The sequence below is a fragment of the Saccharothrix variisporea genome, from assembly GCF_003634995.1.
Taxonomy (GTDB): domain Bacteria; phylum Actinomycetota; class Actinomycetes; order Mycobacteriales; family Pseudonocardiaceae; genus Actinosynnema; species Actinosynnema variisporeum.
Genome location: NZ_RBXR01000001.1, coordinates 3,867,108 through 3,883,149, shown reverse-complemented (window position 1 = coordinate 3,883,149; position 16,042 = coordinate 3,867,108). Strand labels below are relative to the sequence as shown.

Sequence of the window (16,042 nt, the reverse complement as noted above, 5' to 3'; positions counted from 1 at the left end):
TTCAACAACCTCTGGTCGACGGAGGGCGAGCGGGTGTCAGACGGTGACGGGGAGGTGCATCACCGCGGGCAGCAGCGGCGAGTTGCGCAGCCGCAGCGTCGTCGGGTCGGCGGCGAGCTTGATGTCCGGGAACCGGGTGAACAGCTTGCGCAGCGCGGTGACCACCTCGATGCGCGCCAGCTCCGAACCCGAGCAGAAGTGCGGGCCGCCGCCGAAGGCCATGTGCGACTTGTCCGGGCGGTCCAGGTCGAACTCCTGCGGGTCGGGGAACTTCTTCGGGTCGTTGCCCGCGGCCGTCAGGTGCAGGTACACCGTGTCGCCCTTGGCCACCTTGGTGCCGCCGATCTCCAGGTCCTCGGTGGCGAACCGGCGGAACCCGTGGTGCACCGAGCCGTGCATCCGCAGCAGCTCTTCCACGGCCACGTCGAACTCGTCGGGGTTGGCGCGCAGGCGTTCCAGCACCTCGGGGCGGTCCAGCAGGGCCAGCGCGCCCCGGCTGATCATGCCCGCGGTGGTGTCGTAGCCGCCCAGCAGCGTCAGCAGCGCCAGGCTCATCACCTCGAACACGGTCAGTTCCGGCTCGCCGTCGGCGTTCTTGGCGTGCACCCAGTACGACAGCAGGTCGTCGGTCGGGTTCTCCGCCTTCTGCTTGCGCACGTCGTTGACGAACATCGACAGCTTCTCGCGGGTCATCGCGTTGATCTCGGCGTCGCCGCCGAACGCGAGGTCGCACCAGTGCTTGAGCTCGGCGCGGTAGTTCTCCGGGATGCCCAGCACGTCGCAGATGATCGTGATCGGCAGGACGGCCGCGTAGTCGTTGACCAGGTCACCGCCGCCGGCGGCCTCGATCGCGTCCAGGCGGGCGTCCACGATGTCGTCCACGCGGGGGCGGAACGTGTCGACGTTGCGTGGGAGGAAGGTGAAGTTCACCATCCGCTTGAGGCGCGTGTGCTGCGGCGGGTCGGTGGTGACGATCGTGCCGGTCGCCTCGCCCTCCGGGAACCGCTTCGTGGTGAAGGTGTCCGGGTTGGCGTACTCGCGCGGTCGCGCCAGGCGCTTGTCCCGCAGGCCGGCGTGCACCTCGTCGTAGCCGGTGACGATCCACGCCGGGTCCTGGTCGTCCAGGCAGATCCGGTGGATCGGACCTTCCCGGTGCAGGGCGGCGTACAGCGCGTAGGGCGCGTACGGGCTGGCGTAGAAGTCGTCGTCCAGCGGCATTTCATGCCCGTGCACGGGGCACTTGTCGGTCATGTCGTCCTCGCTTGGGGGTCTGGGCCGGCGCGGACCGCGCACGCAGCCCATGCTGCGCGGGACCGCTCCACGGTCGGGTAATCACCGGGGTGAGCGCGGTGGTCAGCCCACCAGCGCGGGGACCTGGATGGCGGCGTCGTGCTCCAGGATGCGCTGCTGGAGCTCCTGGAGGCCGCGACCCGGCTCCAGGCCGAGACCGTCGATGAGCGCCTCGCGGGTGCGGCGGTAGACGCGCAGCGCGTCGGCCTGCCGCCCGGACCGGTACAGCGCCAGCATGAACTGCAGGCACAGCCGTTCCCGCATGGGTTCGGTCGCGGTCAGCACCTCCAGCTCGGGGGTGATCTCGCGGTGCCGGCCGCACGCCAGTTCGGCGTCGAGCCGGTCCTCCAGCGCGGACAGGCGCTCGTCCTCCAGGGCGGTCAGCTCCGACCAGCAGATGCCGGTCTCCACCAGGTCGGCCAGCGCCCGGCCGCGCCACAGCGACAGCGCCTCGCGCAGCCGTTCGGCGCCCAGCGCGTGGGAGCCCTCGGCGATCGCGGTGCGCCCGTCGCGCACCAGCGAGCGGAACACGAACAGGTCCACCGCGTGGACGTCGACCCGCAGCTGGTAGCCGGGCCGGTGGGTGCGCAGGAGGGGGGTCGTCGTCGGATCGGTGTTGGCGGCGAGCATCCGGCGGATGCCCGACACGGCGTTCTGGACCATCTTCCGGGCGGTCGGGGGCGGGTTGCCCTCCCACATCGCCTGGAGGATCTGGCTGGTCGGCACGACCTTGTTCGCGTGCAGCAGGAGGTAACCGAGGATCGCGCGCTGCTTCACGCCGCCCAGCTCGAGCTGGGCGCCGCCGTCGACGACCTCGGTGCTCCCGAGAACGGAGAACTTCATGGACTCACTCTCCCGAGATTTGCCGGAACCGCGTTTGACGCAACCGGAGCTTCCCATCCCCGGCAACTGCCGGGACACCCCTAGGTAGGTCGGCGGAATTCGTAGGGGCATGGCACGGGCATTGCTGTGAAAATGCGCAGCACCTGGTCAGCCATTGTGCGCCCAGGGTCGGGTGTGAGGGCGTCACATACCTCGCGTGAGCCGGTCACCCGGAAGTGGTGAGCGAGGTCCTTGGGGCGTTCGGAGTGCTTAACGCCGCTGGTGGGAGCAGGAGTGGTGATAAGGGTCGGCCGGTGCGCCGGAGGGTTCCCGCAGGGTTGCGGGAAGGTGTCGCCGAGGTGATCGGCTAACGGGAGTATGAGTATTTCACGGACGGGCTGTGAGGAAACGGCGGGCGATCGGTGAGGCGCGGCCTTGTCGCGGAACCCGCCGATCCAGCACCTTTTGTGTCGAACGTCCCCCACCACACCGAAGCGAACTTCCCGCGAGGAGACTTCCCCATGCCGATCATCGCGAACGAGGTTGTCCGGGCTTTCTTCTTCGAGGGCGCCGAGGCGCCCGCGGCCGGCGCGCTCTCCGTGGACGTGCTGGACAGCTGGACCAACACCGGCATCGCCGCCGTCCGGCCGACCACGATCAGCTGGAGCGAGGGCCAGAGCGGCACGTGCTACTGACCGCACCTCCCGGGCGCGCCCACCGGACCACGGTGGGCAGCGCCCTCGCCACCCACCACGACTGGAACCGCGGAGTAGACGAGATGTCCGAAACGGAATTGTGGATCCGTCGGTTCCACCCGGCCGACAACGCGGCTTCGAAGCTGCTGTGCCTGCCGCACGCCGGTGGGTCCGCGAGCTACTTCTTCCGCGTCTCCCAAGAACTTTCCCCTGGGATCGACGTCTTGGCCGTGCAGTACCCCGGTCGGCAGGACCGGCAGCGTGAGCCGGGGTTGACCTCGATCCACGAGCTGGCCGACCGCCTGGTGGCGGCCGTGCTCCCGCTCGTCGACCGGCCGATCGCGTTGTTCGGCCACAGCATGGGCGCCACCCTCGGCTTCGAGGTCGTGCGCCGGTTGGAAGGCCTGGGCGTCACGCCCACCGCGCTGTTCGCGTCCGGTCGGCGCGCGCCGCACCGCAAGCGGCTGGAGCGGACGCACCTGCGCGACGACGCCGGTCTGATCGCGGACGTCCGCGCGCTCGCCGGCACCGACACCGCGCTGCTGGACGACGAGGACGTGGTGCGCATGGTGCTGCCCGCGATCCGCTCCGACTACACCGCCGCCGAGACCTACGAGTTCCGGCCCGGCCCGAAGCTGTCGTGCCCGATCGTCGCGCTGGTCGGCGACTCCGACCCGCGCGTGACGCTGGAGGAGGCGGAGGGCTGGCGCGAGCACACCGACGCGTCCTTCGACCTCGCCGTCCACCCGGGCGGCCACTTCTACCTCAACGACTCGATGCCGGCCGTCCTGCGCCGGATCACCGACCACACCCGGGCTGCTGCTGCGAGGTGAGTGCAGTGCCACTGATCGAGAGAGAACACCTGCTGTCGCAGCTGACCGACCTCTACGCGACCGCCGCTGCGGGGCGGGGCAGGGTCGCGCTCGTCGACGGCGGTGTGGCCAGCGGCAAGACCGAGCTGGTCGACGCGCTGGCCGAGCAGGCCGCCGCCGAGGGCGCGCTCGTGCTCACCGCGGCCTGCTCGCTCGCCGAGAGCACGATCCCGCTGGGCGTGGTGAACCAGCTGTGCCACGGCGCGGACCTGCGCCTGGACGTGGCCGTCCGCGACCCCGACGCGTCCACCCTGCGCCACGACGACGCCCGGCTGCTGGAGGACGTGTGCCGGCTGCTGCTGGACCTCGCCGCCGACCGGCCGCTGGTGGTCGTCGTGGACGACGTCCAGTTCGCGGATCCCCTGTCGCTACAGGCCCTGCTCTACCTGCAGCGGCGCATCCGCGCGGCCCGAGTGCTGCTCGTGCTGAGCGGGTGCGTGTCGGCGCGGCCGGCGGGTGCCGCGTTCCACGCCGAGCTGACCCGGCAGCCGCACTGCAAGCACCTGCGGCTGTTGCCCCTGTCTCGCGACGGGGTCGGCCGGCTGCTCGCCGAGCGGTTCACGCCCGAGGTGGCACGTCGGTTCGCCGCGCCCGCGCACGCCCTCAGCGGCGGCAACCCCATGCTCGTGCACGCGCTCGCAGATGATTCCCTTGTCACGCAAGACGTCCCGGCGGTCGGGGACGCGTTCGTACACGCCGCTCTCGCGTGCCTGCACCGCAGCGACCCCCGGCTGCTCGACGTGGCGCGGGCGGTCGCCGTGGCCGGTCCGCGGGCGTCCACCGACCTGGTGGCCGCGCTCGCCGACGTCACCCCGGCCGCCACCCGCCAGGCCGTGGCGGCGCTCGCCGAGGCCGGACTGGTCGACGGGCACGAGTTCCACCACCCGGCCGTGCGCGCGGCGGTCCGCGAGGACTGCCCGCCCGGCGAGCTGACCGCGTTGCGGCACAAGGCCGCCCGGCTCCGGCACGACTCCGGTGCACCGGCCGCCGAGGTCGCCGAGCACCTGGTCGCCGCCGGCGAGCCGGTCGAGCCGTGGGCCGTGCCGGTCCTCGTGGCGGCGGCCGACGAAGCCGCGACCCACGACGCCACCGCGCACGCCCTCGACTGCCTGGACCTGGCCCTCGCCTCCACTGCGGACCCACGTGAGCGGGCCGCCCTCGAAGCCGACCTGGTCCGCCTGCACTGGCGCGCCAAGCCCGCCAACACCCTCCGGTACCTGCCCTCCCTGCTCGACGCTGCCCGAAACGGTCACCTCGACACGGCCGACGCCCTGCTGCTGGCACGCTCCCTCGCCTGGCACGGCCGCTACCAGGACGCCGAAGACGTGCTGGCCGCGGTCGATGCCGAGCACTCGGACCCGGACATCGCCGCCGACCACCGCGCCACCGTCGCCTGGCTGCACCACTGCCACCCCACCGAGTCCGCCGCGCTGCCCCAGGTGACCGGCTCGACCGGGTCCGCGCCACCGCGGCTGCCCCTGGACCGCGCCGAAGAAGTGCTCCAGCGCGCCCGCCCCGGCGACACCCTCCTGGTCGCCGCGTGGTCCGCCCTCCGCGCGCTGATCAGCGCCGACCGGCTCGACCGCGCCGCCCACTGGTGCGACCGGCTGCACGAGGACGCCGACCGCCGTGGCACCACGAGCTGGCGCGCGGTCCTCGAAGACGTCCGTGCCGCCATCGCGCTGCGCCGCGGGGACCTCGCGGCGGCCCAGCGGCACGCGACCACCGCGCTGGACACGATGTCCGCCGCGTGTTGGGGCGTCGCCATCGGCTCCCCGCTGGCCCACCTCGTGCTCGCCGCGACCCTCGCGGGCCACCCCGAGCAGGCCGACGAAGCCCTGCGCCGCCCGACGCCGCCGGCGTTGCGGCAGAGCGCGTTCTGGCCCCGGTACCTGTGGGCGCGGGGCGTCCACTACGACGCCGCCGACCGGCAGCAGGCCGCCCTGGCCGACTTCCGCGCCGCCGGTGACCTGGCCGTGCGGTGGGACGTGGACGACCCCTCGGGCCTGCCGTGGCGGGTGGACCTCGCCCGCGTGCACGTCCGCCTGGGCCGACCCGAGCGCGCGCGGGAACTGGTCACCGAGCACCTCGCCCTGCCCGGCGCCGACAGCCCGCGCGCCAAGGGCATGGGCCTGCGCGCGCTGGCCGCCGCGTGCGCGCCCAAGCAGCGCCAGGCGGTGCTGTCCGAGGCCATGGACCTGCTGCACGCCAGCGGCGACCGGCACGAGCTGGCGCACGCGTTCGCCGACCTCAGCCAGACCGGCCAGGCGCTCGGCGAGTTCGGGCGGGCCAAGATGATGGGCAGGCGCGCCCTCCAACTCGCCGAGGGCTGTCACGCCGGGCTGCTGCGGAAGAAGTTGCAACCGCTCCACGACGCGCTGGACGAGCGCGACGGAGGCGCGGTGGACGGGCTCGCCGCCCTGAGCGACGCCGAGCGCCGCGTCGTCGACCTGGCTGCCCGCGGTCACACCAACCGCGAGATCGGGCACAAGCTGTTCATCACGGTCAGCACCGTCGAGCAGCACCTGACCAGGGCCTACCGCAAGCTGGGGATCAGCGGGCGGAGCGACCTGGTGCCGATCGGTCCGACCGAGGAGGTGTTCGCGTGAGGCGGCGCGAACGCGTGCTCCGGCGTGGCGACCCGTTGCCCGACAAGGAAACCACGATGCGATCGGACACGACATGACCGCAGTCGAGCACGTGGCGATCGGCAGGCAGGCGAGTCTCCTGGCACGCAGGATCCTCGCGCTGACCTTCCGGTTCCGCCGCCTCGAACACCCCGACGACCCGTGCGGCGACCAGCCGTGCGGGCAGTGCTACGACACCCACGAGAACCGCGTGCTGCGCTACGTGCTGGCCGGCGAGCCGGTGCACTTCGTGCTGCCCGCGTTCCCCGCCAAGTCCCGCAACCCGGAGAAGGTCGTCGGTTCGCTGCCCGACCTCGGCGAGCGGATCTCCGTGGAGTTCCTCCAGTCCTTCTGCGAGCAGGTGAGCCACTACCACCCGCCGGGCGCGCGCATCCTGATCTGCTCGGACGGCCACGTCTTCTCCGACATCCTGGGCATCCCGGACGACGACGTGACCGCCTACCGCGACGAGCTGCGCCGCATCATCGACCAGACCGGCGCGAGCTCGGTGTCGCTGTACTCGCTGGACGACGCCTTCGGCCTGACCGACTACGACGAGATGCGCCGGCTGCTGCTGGAGCGCTTCGCCACCCCGGTGGACGACCTGCGCGCCGAGGTGCGCATGGACCTCGGGGCGCGGTCGATGTTCAACGGGATGCACCGGTTCATGGTCGAGGACCAGTCGCCGCTGCACCCGGAGATGAGCCGCACCAAGCTGCGCGAGCACTGCAAGGACTTCGCCTACCGGATGATCCAGCGCAGCCGTGCCTGGGGCGACCTGGTGGCCGCGGAGTTCCCGGACTCGATGCGGCTGTCCATCCACCCGCAGCCCCGGCACGCCGAGAAGATCGGCTTCCACCTCATCCGCACCCGGGACAGCTGGCTCACCCCGTGGCACGGCGTCGTGGTGGACGACGGCACCACGATGACGCTGGTCAAGCGCGCCCAGGCCGAGCGCGACAACGCGTCGCTGATCTGGCGCAACGGCCGTCCGAGCCACTACGTCAACCCCGAGTTCCCGCCGGAGGAGATCGCGTCATGACCAAGGCACACGAGCTGCGCGTCCAGGAGACGCCACTGGCGCCGTTCGGCCGGCTGGTGACCGCGGACGGCCCCGCCGACCTGCGGGACATCGCGCCCGCCACGCTGGAGCGCTGGACCGTCGAGTCGAAGGTGGTCGTCCTGCGCGGGTTCCCGTTGCTGGACAAGGAAGACCTCGTCGACTACTGCGCCCAGTGGGGCGAGATCCTGCACTGGGACTTCGGCGCCGTGCTCGACCTGGTGGTCCAGGAGGACCCGAAGAACTACCTGTTCAGCCGCACGGACGTGCCGTTCCACTGGGACGGGGCGTTCGCGAAGACGGCCCCGCGCTACTTCCTGTTCCAGTGCGTCGAGGCCCCGGTGGCGGGCGGTGGCGGCGAGACCGTGTTCTCCGACAGCGTCGAGGTGCTGCGCCGCACACCGGAGGAGCTGCGGCGCGAGTGGGCGGGCACGCAGGTCACCTACCGCACCGAGAAGCTCGGCTACTACGGCGGCGAGACGGTGTCCCCGTTGCTGGCCGAGCACTCCGAGACCGGCGAGACGATCCTGCGCTACGGCGAGCCGCTCGACCCGGCCAAGTACAAGAACCCGGTGTGGGTGGACATCGCCGGCAAGTCCGGGGCGGACGCCGAGGCGTTCATGACCGACCTGCGCGACCGGATGCACGACCCGGAGGTCTGCTACCACCACGAGTGGCAGGACGGCGACATCGTCGCGGTGGACAACCAGGCCCTCCTGCACGGCCGCAACGCCTTCCGCGGCAACTCCTCCCGGCACCTCCAGCGCATCCAGATCCTCTAGGAGCACGCCATGACCACGACCGAGAGCGTCCGGTTACCAGCACCTCTGCGCCTTCCCTGGCTGCGCAAGCTGGACTGGTCGCTGCGCATCCGCCGCGTCGAGTTCTTCCCGGTGTGGCTGTCGGTGATGCTGGTTCCCGCGCTGCTGTCGGTCGAGACGGCCGCCGATCTGCTGTCCGGCACGTTCGCGCTGACCCTGGTGACCGTGCTGGCCGTCGTGCACGTCGCCGACATGGTGAACACGCTGGCCGACCGCGAGGTGGACGCGACCTACAAGTCGCGCCTGTCCGAAGCGGTGCACGGCTTGGGTGTGCGCAACGTCCGGTGGCAGATCGGCGTCACGGTCGTGGTCGGCGCGGCGCTGGCCGTCGCCCTGTCGGCGCACACGGGGCACTGGGACCTGCTGCCGCTGATCGCGGTGGAGACCGCCCTGGTCGCCCAGTACTCGGTGCCGCCGCTGCACTTCAAGACCCGGGGCGTCCTCCAGCCGCTCGTCGCGGTCGTCATCATCATCTGGGTCCCGATGGCGATCGTGGTGCGCGCGCTGGGCGGCACCCCCGACTGGCCGCTGGTGGCGACGGTGGGCGGCATCGGCGCGGCGCTGATCGGCATCATCGTCGTCAACACGGCGGAAGACCTGCCCGAGGACCGCGCCCACGGCATCCGCACGTCCGTCATCGCGCTGGGCCTGCCCCGCGCGATGGTGTTCGCGACCGGCATGGTCACCGCGGGCGGCCTCACCGCCCTCACCGGCCTGCTCGCCGAAGGTGGCCCCTCGCTCGGTCTCCTCCCGCCACTGGCCGCCCTCGGCTTCGCCGCGTCCCACGTCTTCGGCACCGCCCGCCTGGTGCGCGGCAAGTCCGAAGTGGACGGTCTCGCCCTGCTGCGGCCCAGGGCGACGCTCGTCCCGCTCCAGGTCGCCGCCACCGGCTGGGCGACCGTGATCGCCGCCGCTTTCGTGCTCGCCGGCCGGTGAGCACCCATCCCCCGGAGGTACACCCCATGTCCGTCGACGAGGTGCGCGCACCCGCCGCACCCACCACCCCCCTGACCGCGGGCCGCCGCCTGCTGTACTCGATCCGCATCCGCCGCGTCGAGTACCTGGCCGTCATGCTGGCGATCTACTCCATCCCCACGCTGCTGTCCGTCGAGTCGGCGAGCACCCTGCTCACGGTGGACTTCGCGCTGGTCATCGTCATGGCGCTGTCCGTCATGCACTTCATCGACATGACGAACGCCTACGCCGACCGCGACGTCGACGCCGTCTACAAGACGCGGCTGTCCGAGGCCGTCTACGGCTTGGGCCTGCGCAACGTGCGCGTGCAGATCGCCGTGACCGGCGTGGGCGTGATGGCGCTGGCCGTCTACCACACCCTGCGCACCGGCAACTGGGACCTGCTGCCGCTGGTCGCCTTCACCCTCTACATCGGCGCGCAGTACTCGATCCCGCCGATCCACCTGAAGAACTCGGGCGTCTTCCAGATCCCGGGCCTTGCCGCGGTGCTGCTGTGGCTGCCGATGCTGATCGTCGTCCGGTCCATCCCGGGCGAGCTGACCTGGCCGCTGCTGGCCGTGATCGTCGGCTTCGGCCTGAACCAGGTCGGCATCGTCATGGTCAACACCGCCGAGGACTGGCCGGAGGACGCGGCCTTCGACATCACCACCTGTGTCCGCGCCCTGGGCCTGACCCGGGCGATGGCGGTGGCCACGGGCCTGATCGCCGTCGGCGGCACCACGGTGTGCGTGTCGATCATCTCGATGGGCTTCACCTGGGGCGCACTCCCGATGGTCGCGGCCATCGCCTTCGCCCTGTTCCACGTGTCGGGCACCTGGCGAGGCGTGCGCGGCAAGACCCTGGAGGACGCCCTGGCGTTCCTGCGCCCCAGGGCCAAGTTCGTCCCGCTCCAGGTGGCCTCCACCGGGTGGGGCACGGTGATCGCGGCGGCCTTCGTACTGGCCGGCTGACGGTATCGGCCGGCTGACGCTGTCTTTTGGAGGGACACCATGGAGCGCTCGGCGTTCTCCTGCTACGTCTTCACCCCCGGCGGGCGACTGCTGCTGACCATGCGCGGTCACGCGAAGCGCACCTGGCCGGGGGTGTGGACCAACACGTGCCACGGCCACCCGGTCCCCGGCGAACCGGCGGCGGACGCGGTGGTGCGCACCCTGCGGGCCGAACTGGGGCTGGTGTCGGTGACCCCGGACCTGGTCCTGTGGGACTCCGGGTCACCGGTGTACCGGGTGGTGACCGACGCCCGGCCGACACCCGACCCGTTGGAGGTGGGCGACTTCGAGTGGGTCGATTGGGCGGACTTCGTCTACGCGGTCCGGACGAACGAGGTCTCGGTGTCACCGTGGTGCCGCCAACAGGTAGCCGAGTTGGCCGCTCTGGGCGACGACCCCACGCAATGGCCCACCATCGGCGCAAAGCACACTCTGGAAATCGCCAGCTAACCTCACCGCCCGCTTCTCGACGCGCGCAGCGCGGTTTTGGTCGCGGTGGTTCCCAACCACAGGTGGAGGGCCTCGGTTCCCCCGCCGTATGGCCTGCCCGAAGGGCTACCACATTTTCCAGGGGTTGCAGCCGAAAGTTTTGCGAGGAACGAGCAAAAGTTTTAGCGGCAACCCCTGGAAAATGTGGTCGGCTCCGCCAGGCCATACGGCGGGGGAACCGACGCCCTTCACCCCCCGCTGGCGGCCTGCCGCGCGGCGAGCGCCGCTCTTGATCTTTTGATCTTGAGAGCGCGCAGCGCGTTCGGCTTGAGAGCGAAGCGTTCAGTTCAAAGCGCTTAAAAGCGAAAGAGCCTCGCCGGCGGGCAGGCCGCCAAGGATGACCAAAAGAAAGGGCGAGGGCTTCTTGCTTTTGTCATCCCCGTATGGCCTGGCGGAGCCAACCACACTTTGCCAGGGTTGCCAAGAAAATTTTGCTCGTTCCTCACAAAATTTTGTTGTCAACCCTGGCAAAGCGTGGTAGCCCTTCGCGCAGGCCATACGGGGATGACAAAAGCAAGAAGCCCAGGCAGGGGAGTGCCGCGCGGCAGCCCAAACGAAAAGCAGTGGTGTCGGTGGGTGGGTGGTTCAGAGCCAACCGTTGTCGTGGGCCAGGCGGAAGGCTTCGGTTCGTGATGTGACGCCCAGCTTGCTCACGGCTGCCGTGAGGTAGTTGCGGACTGTGCCGACGCTGAGATGGGTCTTTGCGGCGATCGTGGCGACCGGGGTGTCATACTCCGCCAATCTGAGGACCTCCACCTCTCGTGGGGTCAGCGGGCATTCGGGGGCCGTGAGGGCATCTGCGGCCAAGCCCGGGTCGACGTACCGGCCGCCATCGTGGACTCTTCGGATCACGTCGGCCAATGTGCCGCCTGGCGAGCCCTTCGGTAGGTAGGCCTTGGCGCCCGTGTTCAAAGCGGGTTGCAGGTGGGTGGGGCGGGCGTGGCCGGTCAGGATGATGACGGCGCAGGTGGGGAGTGAGCGCTTCAGCTCCGCCGTCACCTCCAGGCCGTCCATCTTCGGCATCTCCAGGTCCAGGACCGCCACGTCCGGGCGGTGGGCGGCGGCGGCTTCCACGGCTGCTCGGCCGTCGGAGGCCTGGGCGACCACCTCGATGTCGTCTTCCAGGGACAGCAGTGCGGCCAGGGCCGTGCGGATCAGGTCCTCGTCGTCCGCCAGCATCACCCGGATCACGTGTCCGCCCGCACGATCGCCTCCAGCGTGAACATGCCGTCCTCCCTCCACGTGCGCAGCGTGCCGCCGACGTCGCCCAGGCGGTCGGCCAGGCCGCGCAGGCCGCTGCTGCGCTCGTCCGGGCCGGCGTCGCCGGCGCCGTCGTTGACCACGGTCAGGCGTGCGCCTGCATCCTCGCGGACTACCTCGATCGTGCACCAGTCGGCCTTGCTGTGGCGCATGACGTTGGTGCCGGCCTCGCGGAGGACGGAGACCAGGGGCGCGGCGAGCGCCGGGGGGAGGTCTTCGTCCGGTTGGGTGACGGTGCAGCGGACGCCCGACGAGCGCAGCACCTGGGCCACCGCCAGGACCTGGTCGCGGAGGTCCACCCTCCGGTAGCCGTGCACGACCTCGCGCATCTCGGTCAGGGCGGCGGCGGCCAGGGCGCGGACCTCGTCGGCTTCTTGGCTTGCTCGTTCGCCGTCGACCAGGGCCAGGCGGGAGGCCAGTTCCGCCTTCAGGGCGATGACGGAGAGGTTGTGGCCCAACAGGTCGTGCACGTCCCGGGCGAACCGGAGGCGCTCCTCGGTGGCGGCCAGGCGGGTCAGGGCGTCCCGGCCTTCCTGTGCCTGCACTAGGAAAGTCCAGCCCCACAGGTGCAGGGCGTTCCACGCGGCGACGGACAGTCCCAACGCGACGGTCACGCCCACCTGGCTGGGGACGTCTCCGCCGAACAGCCAAGCGCTTCCGGCGGAGACGGCGACCGCGCCGGCCATCAGGGCCGCTGCTGCCCAGGGGCGGAGCAGCAGCGGCGCTACGCCGATGATCGATGCCCCGACGAAAGTCCACGTGTGCCAGTGAGGTACGCCCACTGGGGCGACCAGCGGCACCGACAGCACGGCAGCGGCTCCGAACGCGATGAGGAGCTTGGTGCCGGTGGTCTTCGGGAGGTTCGGGGTGACCGAGCGGTAGAGCGCGCCGCCCAGAGCGGCCACGAAGGTGAGGAGGCCTAGGGCGCCGAGGGCGTTGCGGAGGGCGTTGGGTTCCTCGCGCAACCCCACGCCGGCGAGCACCAGGCACACCGCGACCCCGCCTGCGATGCCGACGATCGTGAACAGCCGCGCCCGCCGCATGCGCGGGTTCGACAGGGCGTCTGCCGGAGCGGCGATCACCCGCATGAGGCTAGCGGACCGGAGTGCGACGACCATCAGTGCCGAGGCTCCCAGCGGAAGTACTTCGTGGTCACGGCCGCGCCGATGACCAGCCACACCAGCAGGGCGCCCAGCCACGGCAGCGCGTGCAGGGTGGTGCCCGCGAAGCCCAGCGCCTCGCCGGTGCCGCCGATCTCGTAGCCCAGCCAGCTCGTGCGCAGGATCTCGGTGAACGGACCCATGGGCAGGAAGGACGCGATCGTCTCGACGCTCTGCGGCAGCGCGCCCAGCGGCACCAGCACGCCCGGCGCCATCAGGAACACCAGCATGGACGGCAGGGTGGTCAACATCGCGGCCTCGGAGCTGCGGGTCACCGCGGACAGCGCCGCGCCGAACGCGGCCAGTACGGCGGCACCGAGCAGCATCGCCAGCAGCATGGTCAACGGGTTCGCGGGCACCGGCATGTCCAGCACAACCACGCCGTAGGCGATGAGCAGCGCCGCCTGCACCAGGAACACCAGGATGGTCGCGCTCGCCGCGCCGATCAGGATGGTCCGGTCGGACGGGATGCCCGCCCGCAGCCGCTTGAGCACCATCTCCTGCCGCCGCGAGGCGTAGGCGGTGGTCAGGTGGTGGTGCACGCAGAACACCGCGACCATGCCGATCACGCCGGACATCCGGGCGACACCGCTCTGCGTGTCGTAGCCGCGCCCGCTGACCAGCAGGACGCCCACCACGAGCGGGGTCACCACGGACAGCATCGTCGCGGTCAGGTTGCGGCGCAGGAGGAGCAGCTCCATCCGCACCATCGTCGCCATCTGCGCGTAGAGGCTGGGGACCCCGGCGCGGGTCATCGTCTGGGTGCTCATCGGGAAGCCTCCGCGGGCTCGTCGTTGGTGGTGGCGATGTCCATGAACACGTCTTCGAGGGACGCGGGCCGGGCGGCGAGGTCGGTCAGCGTGATCGCGTTGCCGTTCGCCCACGCCAGCAGGTCGGACAGGTCGGACTGGAGGTCGGTGGAGTGGTAGGTGACCCGGTCGGCCTGGACGTGCAGGGTCGAGTGGGACAGCTGGGGCGGGTTGCCCGCGGGCAGGGTGAAGGTGATGCGGGCGGGCAGGGCGCGGACGACCTGCTCGGGGGTGCCGATGGTGACGATCTCGCCGGCCTTCATGATCGCCACGCGGTCGGCGAGGTTCTCGGCCTCCTCCAGGTAGTGCGTGGTGAGCAGGACGGTGGTGCCGTCGGCCAGCAACTCGCGCACGACCTCCCAGGTGCGGCGGCGCGACGCCGGATCCATGCCGGTGGTCGGCTCGTCGAGGAACAGCAGCTCGGGCCGGCCCAGCACGGCCAGCGCCAGCTCCAGCCGCCGGCCCTCGCCGCCGGAGAGCTGCTCGACGGCCACGCCCGCCTTGTCCGACAGGCCGACCATCTCCAGCGCCTCGGCCGCCGGCCGGGGACCCGCGGTGAGGTTGCGCCACAGGTTCACCGTCTCCAGCACGGTCAGCGACCCGCTGAACCCGCCCTTCTGGAGCATCACGCCGGTGCGGGGGCGCAGCGCGGCGCGGTCCCGGATCGGGTCGAGGCCCAGCACCCGGACGGTGCCGGAGGTGGCCTTGTTCAGGCCTTCCAGCACCTCGATGGTCGTGGTCTTGCCGGCGCCGTTCGTGCCGAGCAGGGCGAACAGCTCGCCCCGCCGCACCTGGAGGGAGATCCCCCGCACGGCCTCGAAGGCGCCGTACCGGCACCGGAGGCCCTCGATGTCGATCACGTTGTCGGTCATGGTCCAAGCATGGCGGTGGACACCGACAAGGCCCAGAGACGCGATGTCACGTGTTGACCCTGAAGATCGCACGGGTCATATGTGAACCCGGTCAGGAACTGCCCGGGAATCGTTCGGGATACCGGTCGGCAATCCGCCGTGGTGGCGCGGGGTGGAGTTCCGGCGGAACGCGTTGCGGGTCACCGGAAAAGCGGTCTAGTTTCGCGGCACGAAACGCCTCTCCGGCTTGGAGGCCGCTGTGTCCACTTCCGTCGGAATCCTCGGCACGGGGTCCGCCGTGCCGGCGCGCGCGGTGTCGAACGAGGACCTGGCGCGGCGCGTGCCCGGCGCCGAGCCGGACTGGGTCGTGCGCAAGACCGCCATCCGCTCGCGCCGGTTCGCCGCCCCGGAGGAGGCCACCTCGGACCTGGCGGCACGGGCCGCCGCACGGGCGCTGGCGGACGCCGGCCTGGGCGTGGACCGCGTGGACTACCTCATCGTCTCCACCTCCACCCCGGACCACCCGCAGCCGCCCACGGCGTGCCTGGTGCAGGACCGGCTGGGGGCGTACGGGGCCGCGTGCTGGGACGTCAACGCGGTGTGCGCGGGGTTCGTGCACGGCCTGGTCACGGCCCGCGCGCTGGTCGCCGACCGGCCCGGCGCGCACGCCCTGGTCGTGGGCGCGGACGTCTACTCGCGCATCCTGGACTTCGCCGACCGCCGCACGGCCGTGCTGTTCGGCGACGGTGCCGGCGCGGCCGTCGTCGGGGCCGTTCCCGCTGGTCGCGGGGTCGTGGCCCACGAGCTGGCCAGTCGCGGTGACGCGGCCGAGCTGATCCGCGTGGAGGCGGGTGGCAGCCGGTTCCCGGCCTCGCCGGAGACCCTCGCCGAAGGGGCGCACTTCTTCCGCATGATCGGCCGCGGGGTGAGCGAGATCGTGCTCGCCGAGGTGCCGCCGTTCGTGGACAAGCTGCTGGCCAGGGCCGGGGTGTCGGCGGAGGACGTGCGGCACGTCGTCCCGCACCAGCCCAACGGCGTGCTGCTGGGCGAGCTGGTCCGGGCGTGCGGCCTGACCGCGGCGACCACCCACCGCACGGTGGAGGAGTACGCGAACGTCGGCAGCGCCTCCGTGCCCCTCACCCTCGACCACGCCAACCGGGCCGGGCTGCTGCACCCGGGTGACCTGGTGCTGCTGCTGGGGTTCGGCGGCGGCATGTCGTTCGGCGCGTGCCTGCTGCGCTGGTAATCGCGTGCGCCATTGCCCGGTAATCCCGCGCTGAATTCCCGGTGCACATTATCGGGGTGCGTCCGTTTTCTGCGTA

15 protein-coding genes are annotated in these 16,042 nt (G+C 71.3%); 9 read left to right on the top strand and 6 right to left on the bottom strand.

What is annotated here, in order from left to right:
- Positions 1-36: 36 nt before the first annotated feature.
- Positions 37-1,251, bottom strand: coding sequence for a cytochrome P450 (locus tag DFJ66_RS17085; protein WP_170199478.1), 1,215 nt, complete (start codon positions 1,249-1,251; stop codon positions 37-39).
- Between the two features lie 102 nt (positions 1,252-1,353).
- Entirely contained in the window at positions 1,354-2,133 is a 780-nt protein-coding gene (locus DFJ66_RS17080) for an AfsR/SARP family transcriptional regulator (protein ID WP_170199476.1), read from the bottom strand.
- A gap of 500 nt (positions 2,134-2,633) precedes the next feature.
- Between DFJ66_RS17080 and DFJ66_RS42800 the strand changes: the two genes are divergently transcribed.
- The 8 genes from DFJ66_RS42800 (at position 2,634) to DFJ66_RS17045 (ending at position 10,601) form a co-directional block, all read left to right on the top strand.
- On the top strand, positions 2,634-2,807 hold the full coding sequence (locus DFJ66_RS42800; protein ID WP_170199474.1) for a hypothetical protein: 174 nt from the start codon (positions 2,634-2,636) through the stop codon (positions 2,805-2,807).
- 83 nt (positions 2,808-2,890) lie between these two features.
- Positions 2,891-3,640, top strand: a complete 750-nt coding sequence (locus DFJ66_RS17075) for a thioesterase II family protein (protein ID WP_121231302.1) — start codon at positions 2,891-2,893, stop codon at positions 3,638-3,640.
- A gap of 5 nt (positions 3,641-3,645) precedes the next feature.
- Positions 3,646-6,288: a helix-turn-helix transcriptional regulator gene (locus tag DFJ66_RS17070; protein WP_170199472.1), complete on the top strand. Its 2,643-nt coding sequence runs from the start codon at positions 3,646-3,648 to the stop codon at positions 6,286-6,288.
- A gap of 73 nt (positions 6,289-6,361) precedes the next feature.
- The gene (locus DFJ66_RS17065) at positions 6,362-7,348 is read left to right on the top strand and encodes an L-tyrosine/L-tryptophan isonitrile synthase family protein (RefSeq protein ID WP_121222393.1); all 987 of its coding nucleotides are present in this window, start codon (positions 6,362-6,364) and stop codon (positions 7,346-7,348) included.
- Positions 7,345-8,148: a TauD/TfdA dioxygenase family protein gene (locus tag DFJ66_RS17060; protein ID WP_121222392.1), complete on the top strand. Its 804-nt coding sequence runs from the start codon at positions 7,345-7,347 to the stop codon at positions 8,146-8,148. The genes DFJ66_RS17065 and DFJ66_RS17060 overlap by 4 nt, the downstream gene beginning before the upstream one ends.
- A gap of 9 nt (positions 8,149-8,157) precedes the next feature.
- Positions 8,158-9,123 (top strand): UbiA family prenyltransferase, encoded by a 966-nt coding sequence (locus DFJ66_RS17055; protein WP_121222391.1) that lies wholly within the window; start codon positions 8,158-8,160, stop codon positions 9,121-9,123.
- A 26-nt stretch (positions 9,124-9,149) separates the two neighbouring features.
- Positions 9,150-10,112 (top strand): UbiA family prenyltransferase, encoded by a 963-nt coding sequence (locus tag DFJ66_RS17050; protein ID WP_121222390.1) that lies wholly within the window; start codon positions 9,150-9,152, stop codon positions 10,110-10,112.
- Positions 10,113-10,151: 39 nt separating this feature from the next.
- The gene (locus DFJ66_RS17045; RefSeq protein ID WP_121222389.1) at positions 10,152-10,601 is read left to right on the top strand and encodes an NUDIX domain-containing protein; all 450 of its coding nucleotides are present in this window, start codon (positions 10,152-10,154) and stop codon (positions 10,599-10,601) included.
- A gap of 624 nt (positions 10,602-11,225) precedes the next feature.
- On the opposite strand, the gene DFJ66_RS17040 is transcribed toward DFJ66_RS17045, so the two are convergent.
- Genes DFJ66_RS17040 through DFJ66_RS17025 form a run of 4 tightly spaced genes read right to left on the bottom strand, consistent with a single transcriptional unit; the run spans position 11,226 to position 14,741 of the window.
- Complete coding sequence (locus tag DFJ66_RS17040; RefSeq protein WP_121222388.1) at positions 11,226-11,831, bottom strand: response regulator transcription factor; 606 nt, start codon at positions 11,829-11,831, stop codon at positions 11,226-11,228.
- Positions 11,828-12,982 carry a sensor histidine kinase gene (locus DFJ66_RS17035; RefSeq protein WP_211351204.1) on the bottom strand — a complete coding sequence of 385 codons (1,155 nt, stop codon included), beginning with the start codon at positions 12,980-12,982 and terminating at the stop codon, positions 11,828-11,830. Before DFJ66_RS17035 ends, DFJ66_RS17040 begins: the two co-directional genes overlap by 4 nt.
- A gap of 35 nt (positions 12,983-13,017) precedes the next feature.
- Positions 13,018-13,830: an ABC transporter permease gene (locus tag DFJ66_RS17030; protein WP_121222386.1), complete on the bottom strand. Its 813-nt coding sequence runs from the start codon at positions 13,828-13,830 to the stop codon at positions 13,018-13,020.
- Positions 13,827-14,741, bottom strand: coding sequence for an ABC transporter ATP-binding protein (locus DFJ66_RS17025; RefSeq protein WP_121222385.1), 915 nt, complete (start codon positions 14,739-14,741; stop codon positions 13,827-13,829). Before DFJ66_RS17025 ends, DFJ66_RS17030 begins: the two co-directional genes overlap by 4 nt.
- Positions 14,742-14,979: 238 nt before the next feature.
- Between DFJ66_RS17025 and DFJ66_RS17020 the strand changes: the two genes are divergently transcribed.
- Positions 14,980-15,966, top strand: coding sequence for a 3-oxoacyl-ACP synthase III family protein (locus DFJ66_RS17020; protein ID WP_121222384.1), 987 nt, complete (start codon positions 14,980-14,982; stop codon positions 15,964-15,966).
- Positions 15,967-16,042 lie beyond the last annotated feature (76 nt).

Coding starts and splice junctions, on each gene's coding strand:
- DFJ66_RS17050 (WP_121222390.1), top strand. CDS start 9,150: ATGTCCGTCGACGAGGTGCGCGCACCCGCCGCACCCACCACCCCCCTG.
- DFJ66_RS17060 (WP_121222392.1), top strand. CDS start 7,345: ATGACCAAGGCACACGAGCTGCGCGTCCAGGAGACGCCACTGGCGCCG.
- DFJ66_RS17075 (WP_121231302.1), top strand. CDS start 2,891: ATGTCCGAAACGGAATTGTGGATCCGTCGGTTCCACCCGGCCGACAAC.
- DFJ66_RS17065 (WP_121222393.1), top strand. CDS start 6,362: ATGACCGCAGTCGAGCACGTGGCGATCGGCAGGCAGGCGAGTCTCCTG.
- DFJ66_RS17085 (WP_170199478.1), bottom strand. CDS start 1,251: ATGACCGACAAGTGCCCCGTGCACGGGCATGAAATGCCGCTGGACGAC.
- DFJ66_RS17055 (WP_121222391.1), top strand. CDS start 8,158: ATGACCACGACCGAGAGCGTCCGGTTACCAGCACCTCTGCGCCTTCCC.
- DFJ66_RS17045 (WP_121222389.1), top strand. CDS start 10,152: ATGGAGCGCTCGGCGTTCTCCTGCTACGTCTTCACCCCCGGCGGGCGA.
- DFJ66_RS17030 (WP_121222386.1), bottom strand. CDS start 13,830: ATGAGCACCCAGACGATGACCCGCGCCGGGGTCCCCAGCCTCTACGCG.
- DFJ66_RS17080 (WP_170199476.1), bottom strand. CDS start 2,133: ATGAAGTTCTCCGTTCTCGGGAGCACCGAGGTCGTCGACGGCGGCGCC.
- DFJ66_RS42800 (WP_170199474.1), top strand. CDS start 2,634: ATGCCGATCATCGCGAACGAGGTTGTCCGGGCTTTCTTCTTCGAGGGC.
- DFJ66_RS17025 (WP_121222385.1), bottom strand. CDS start 14,741: ATGACCGACAACGTGATCGACATCGAGGGCCTCCGGTGCCGGTACGGC.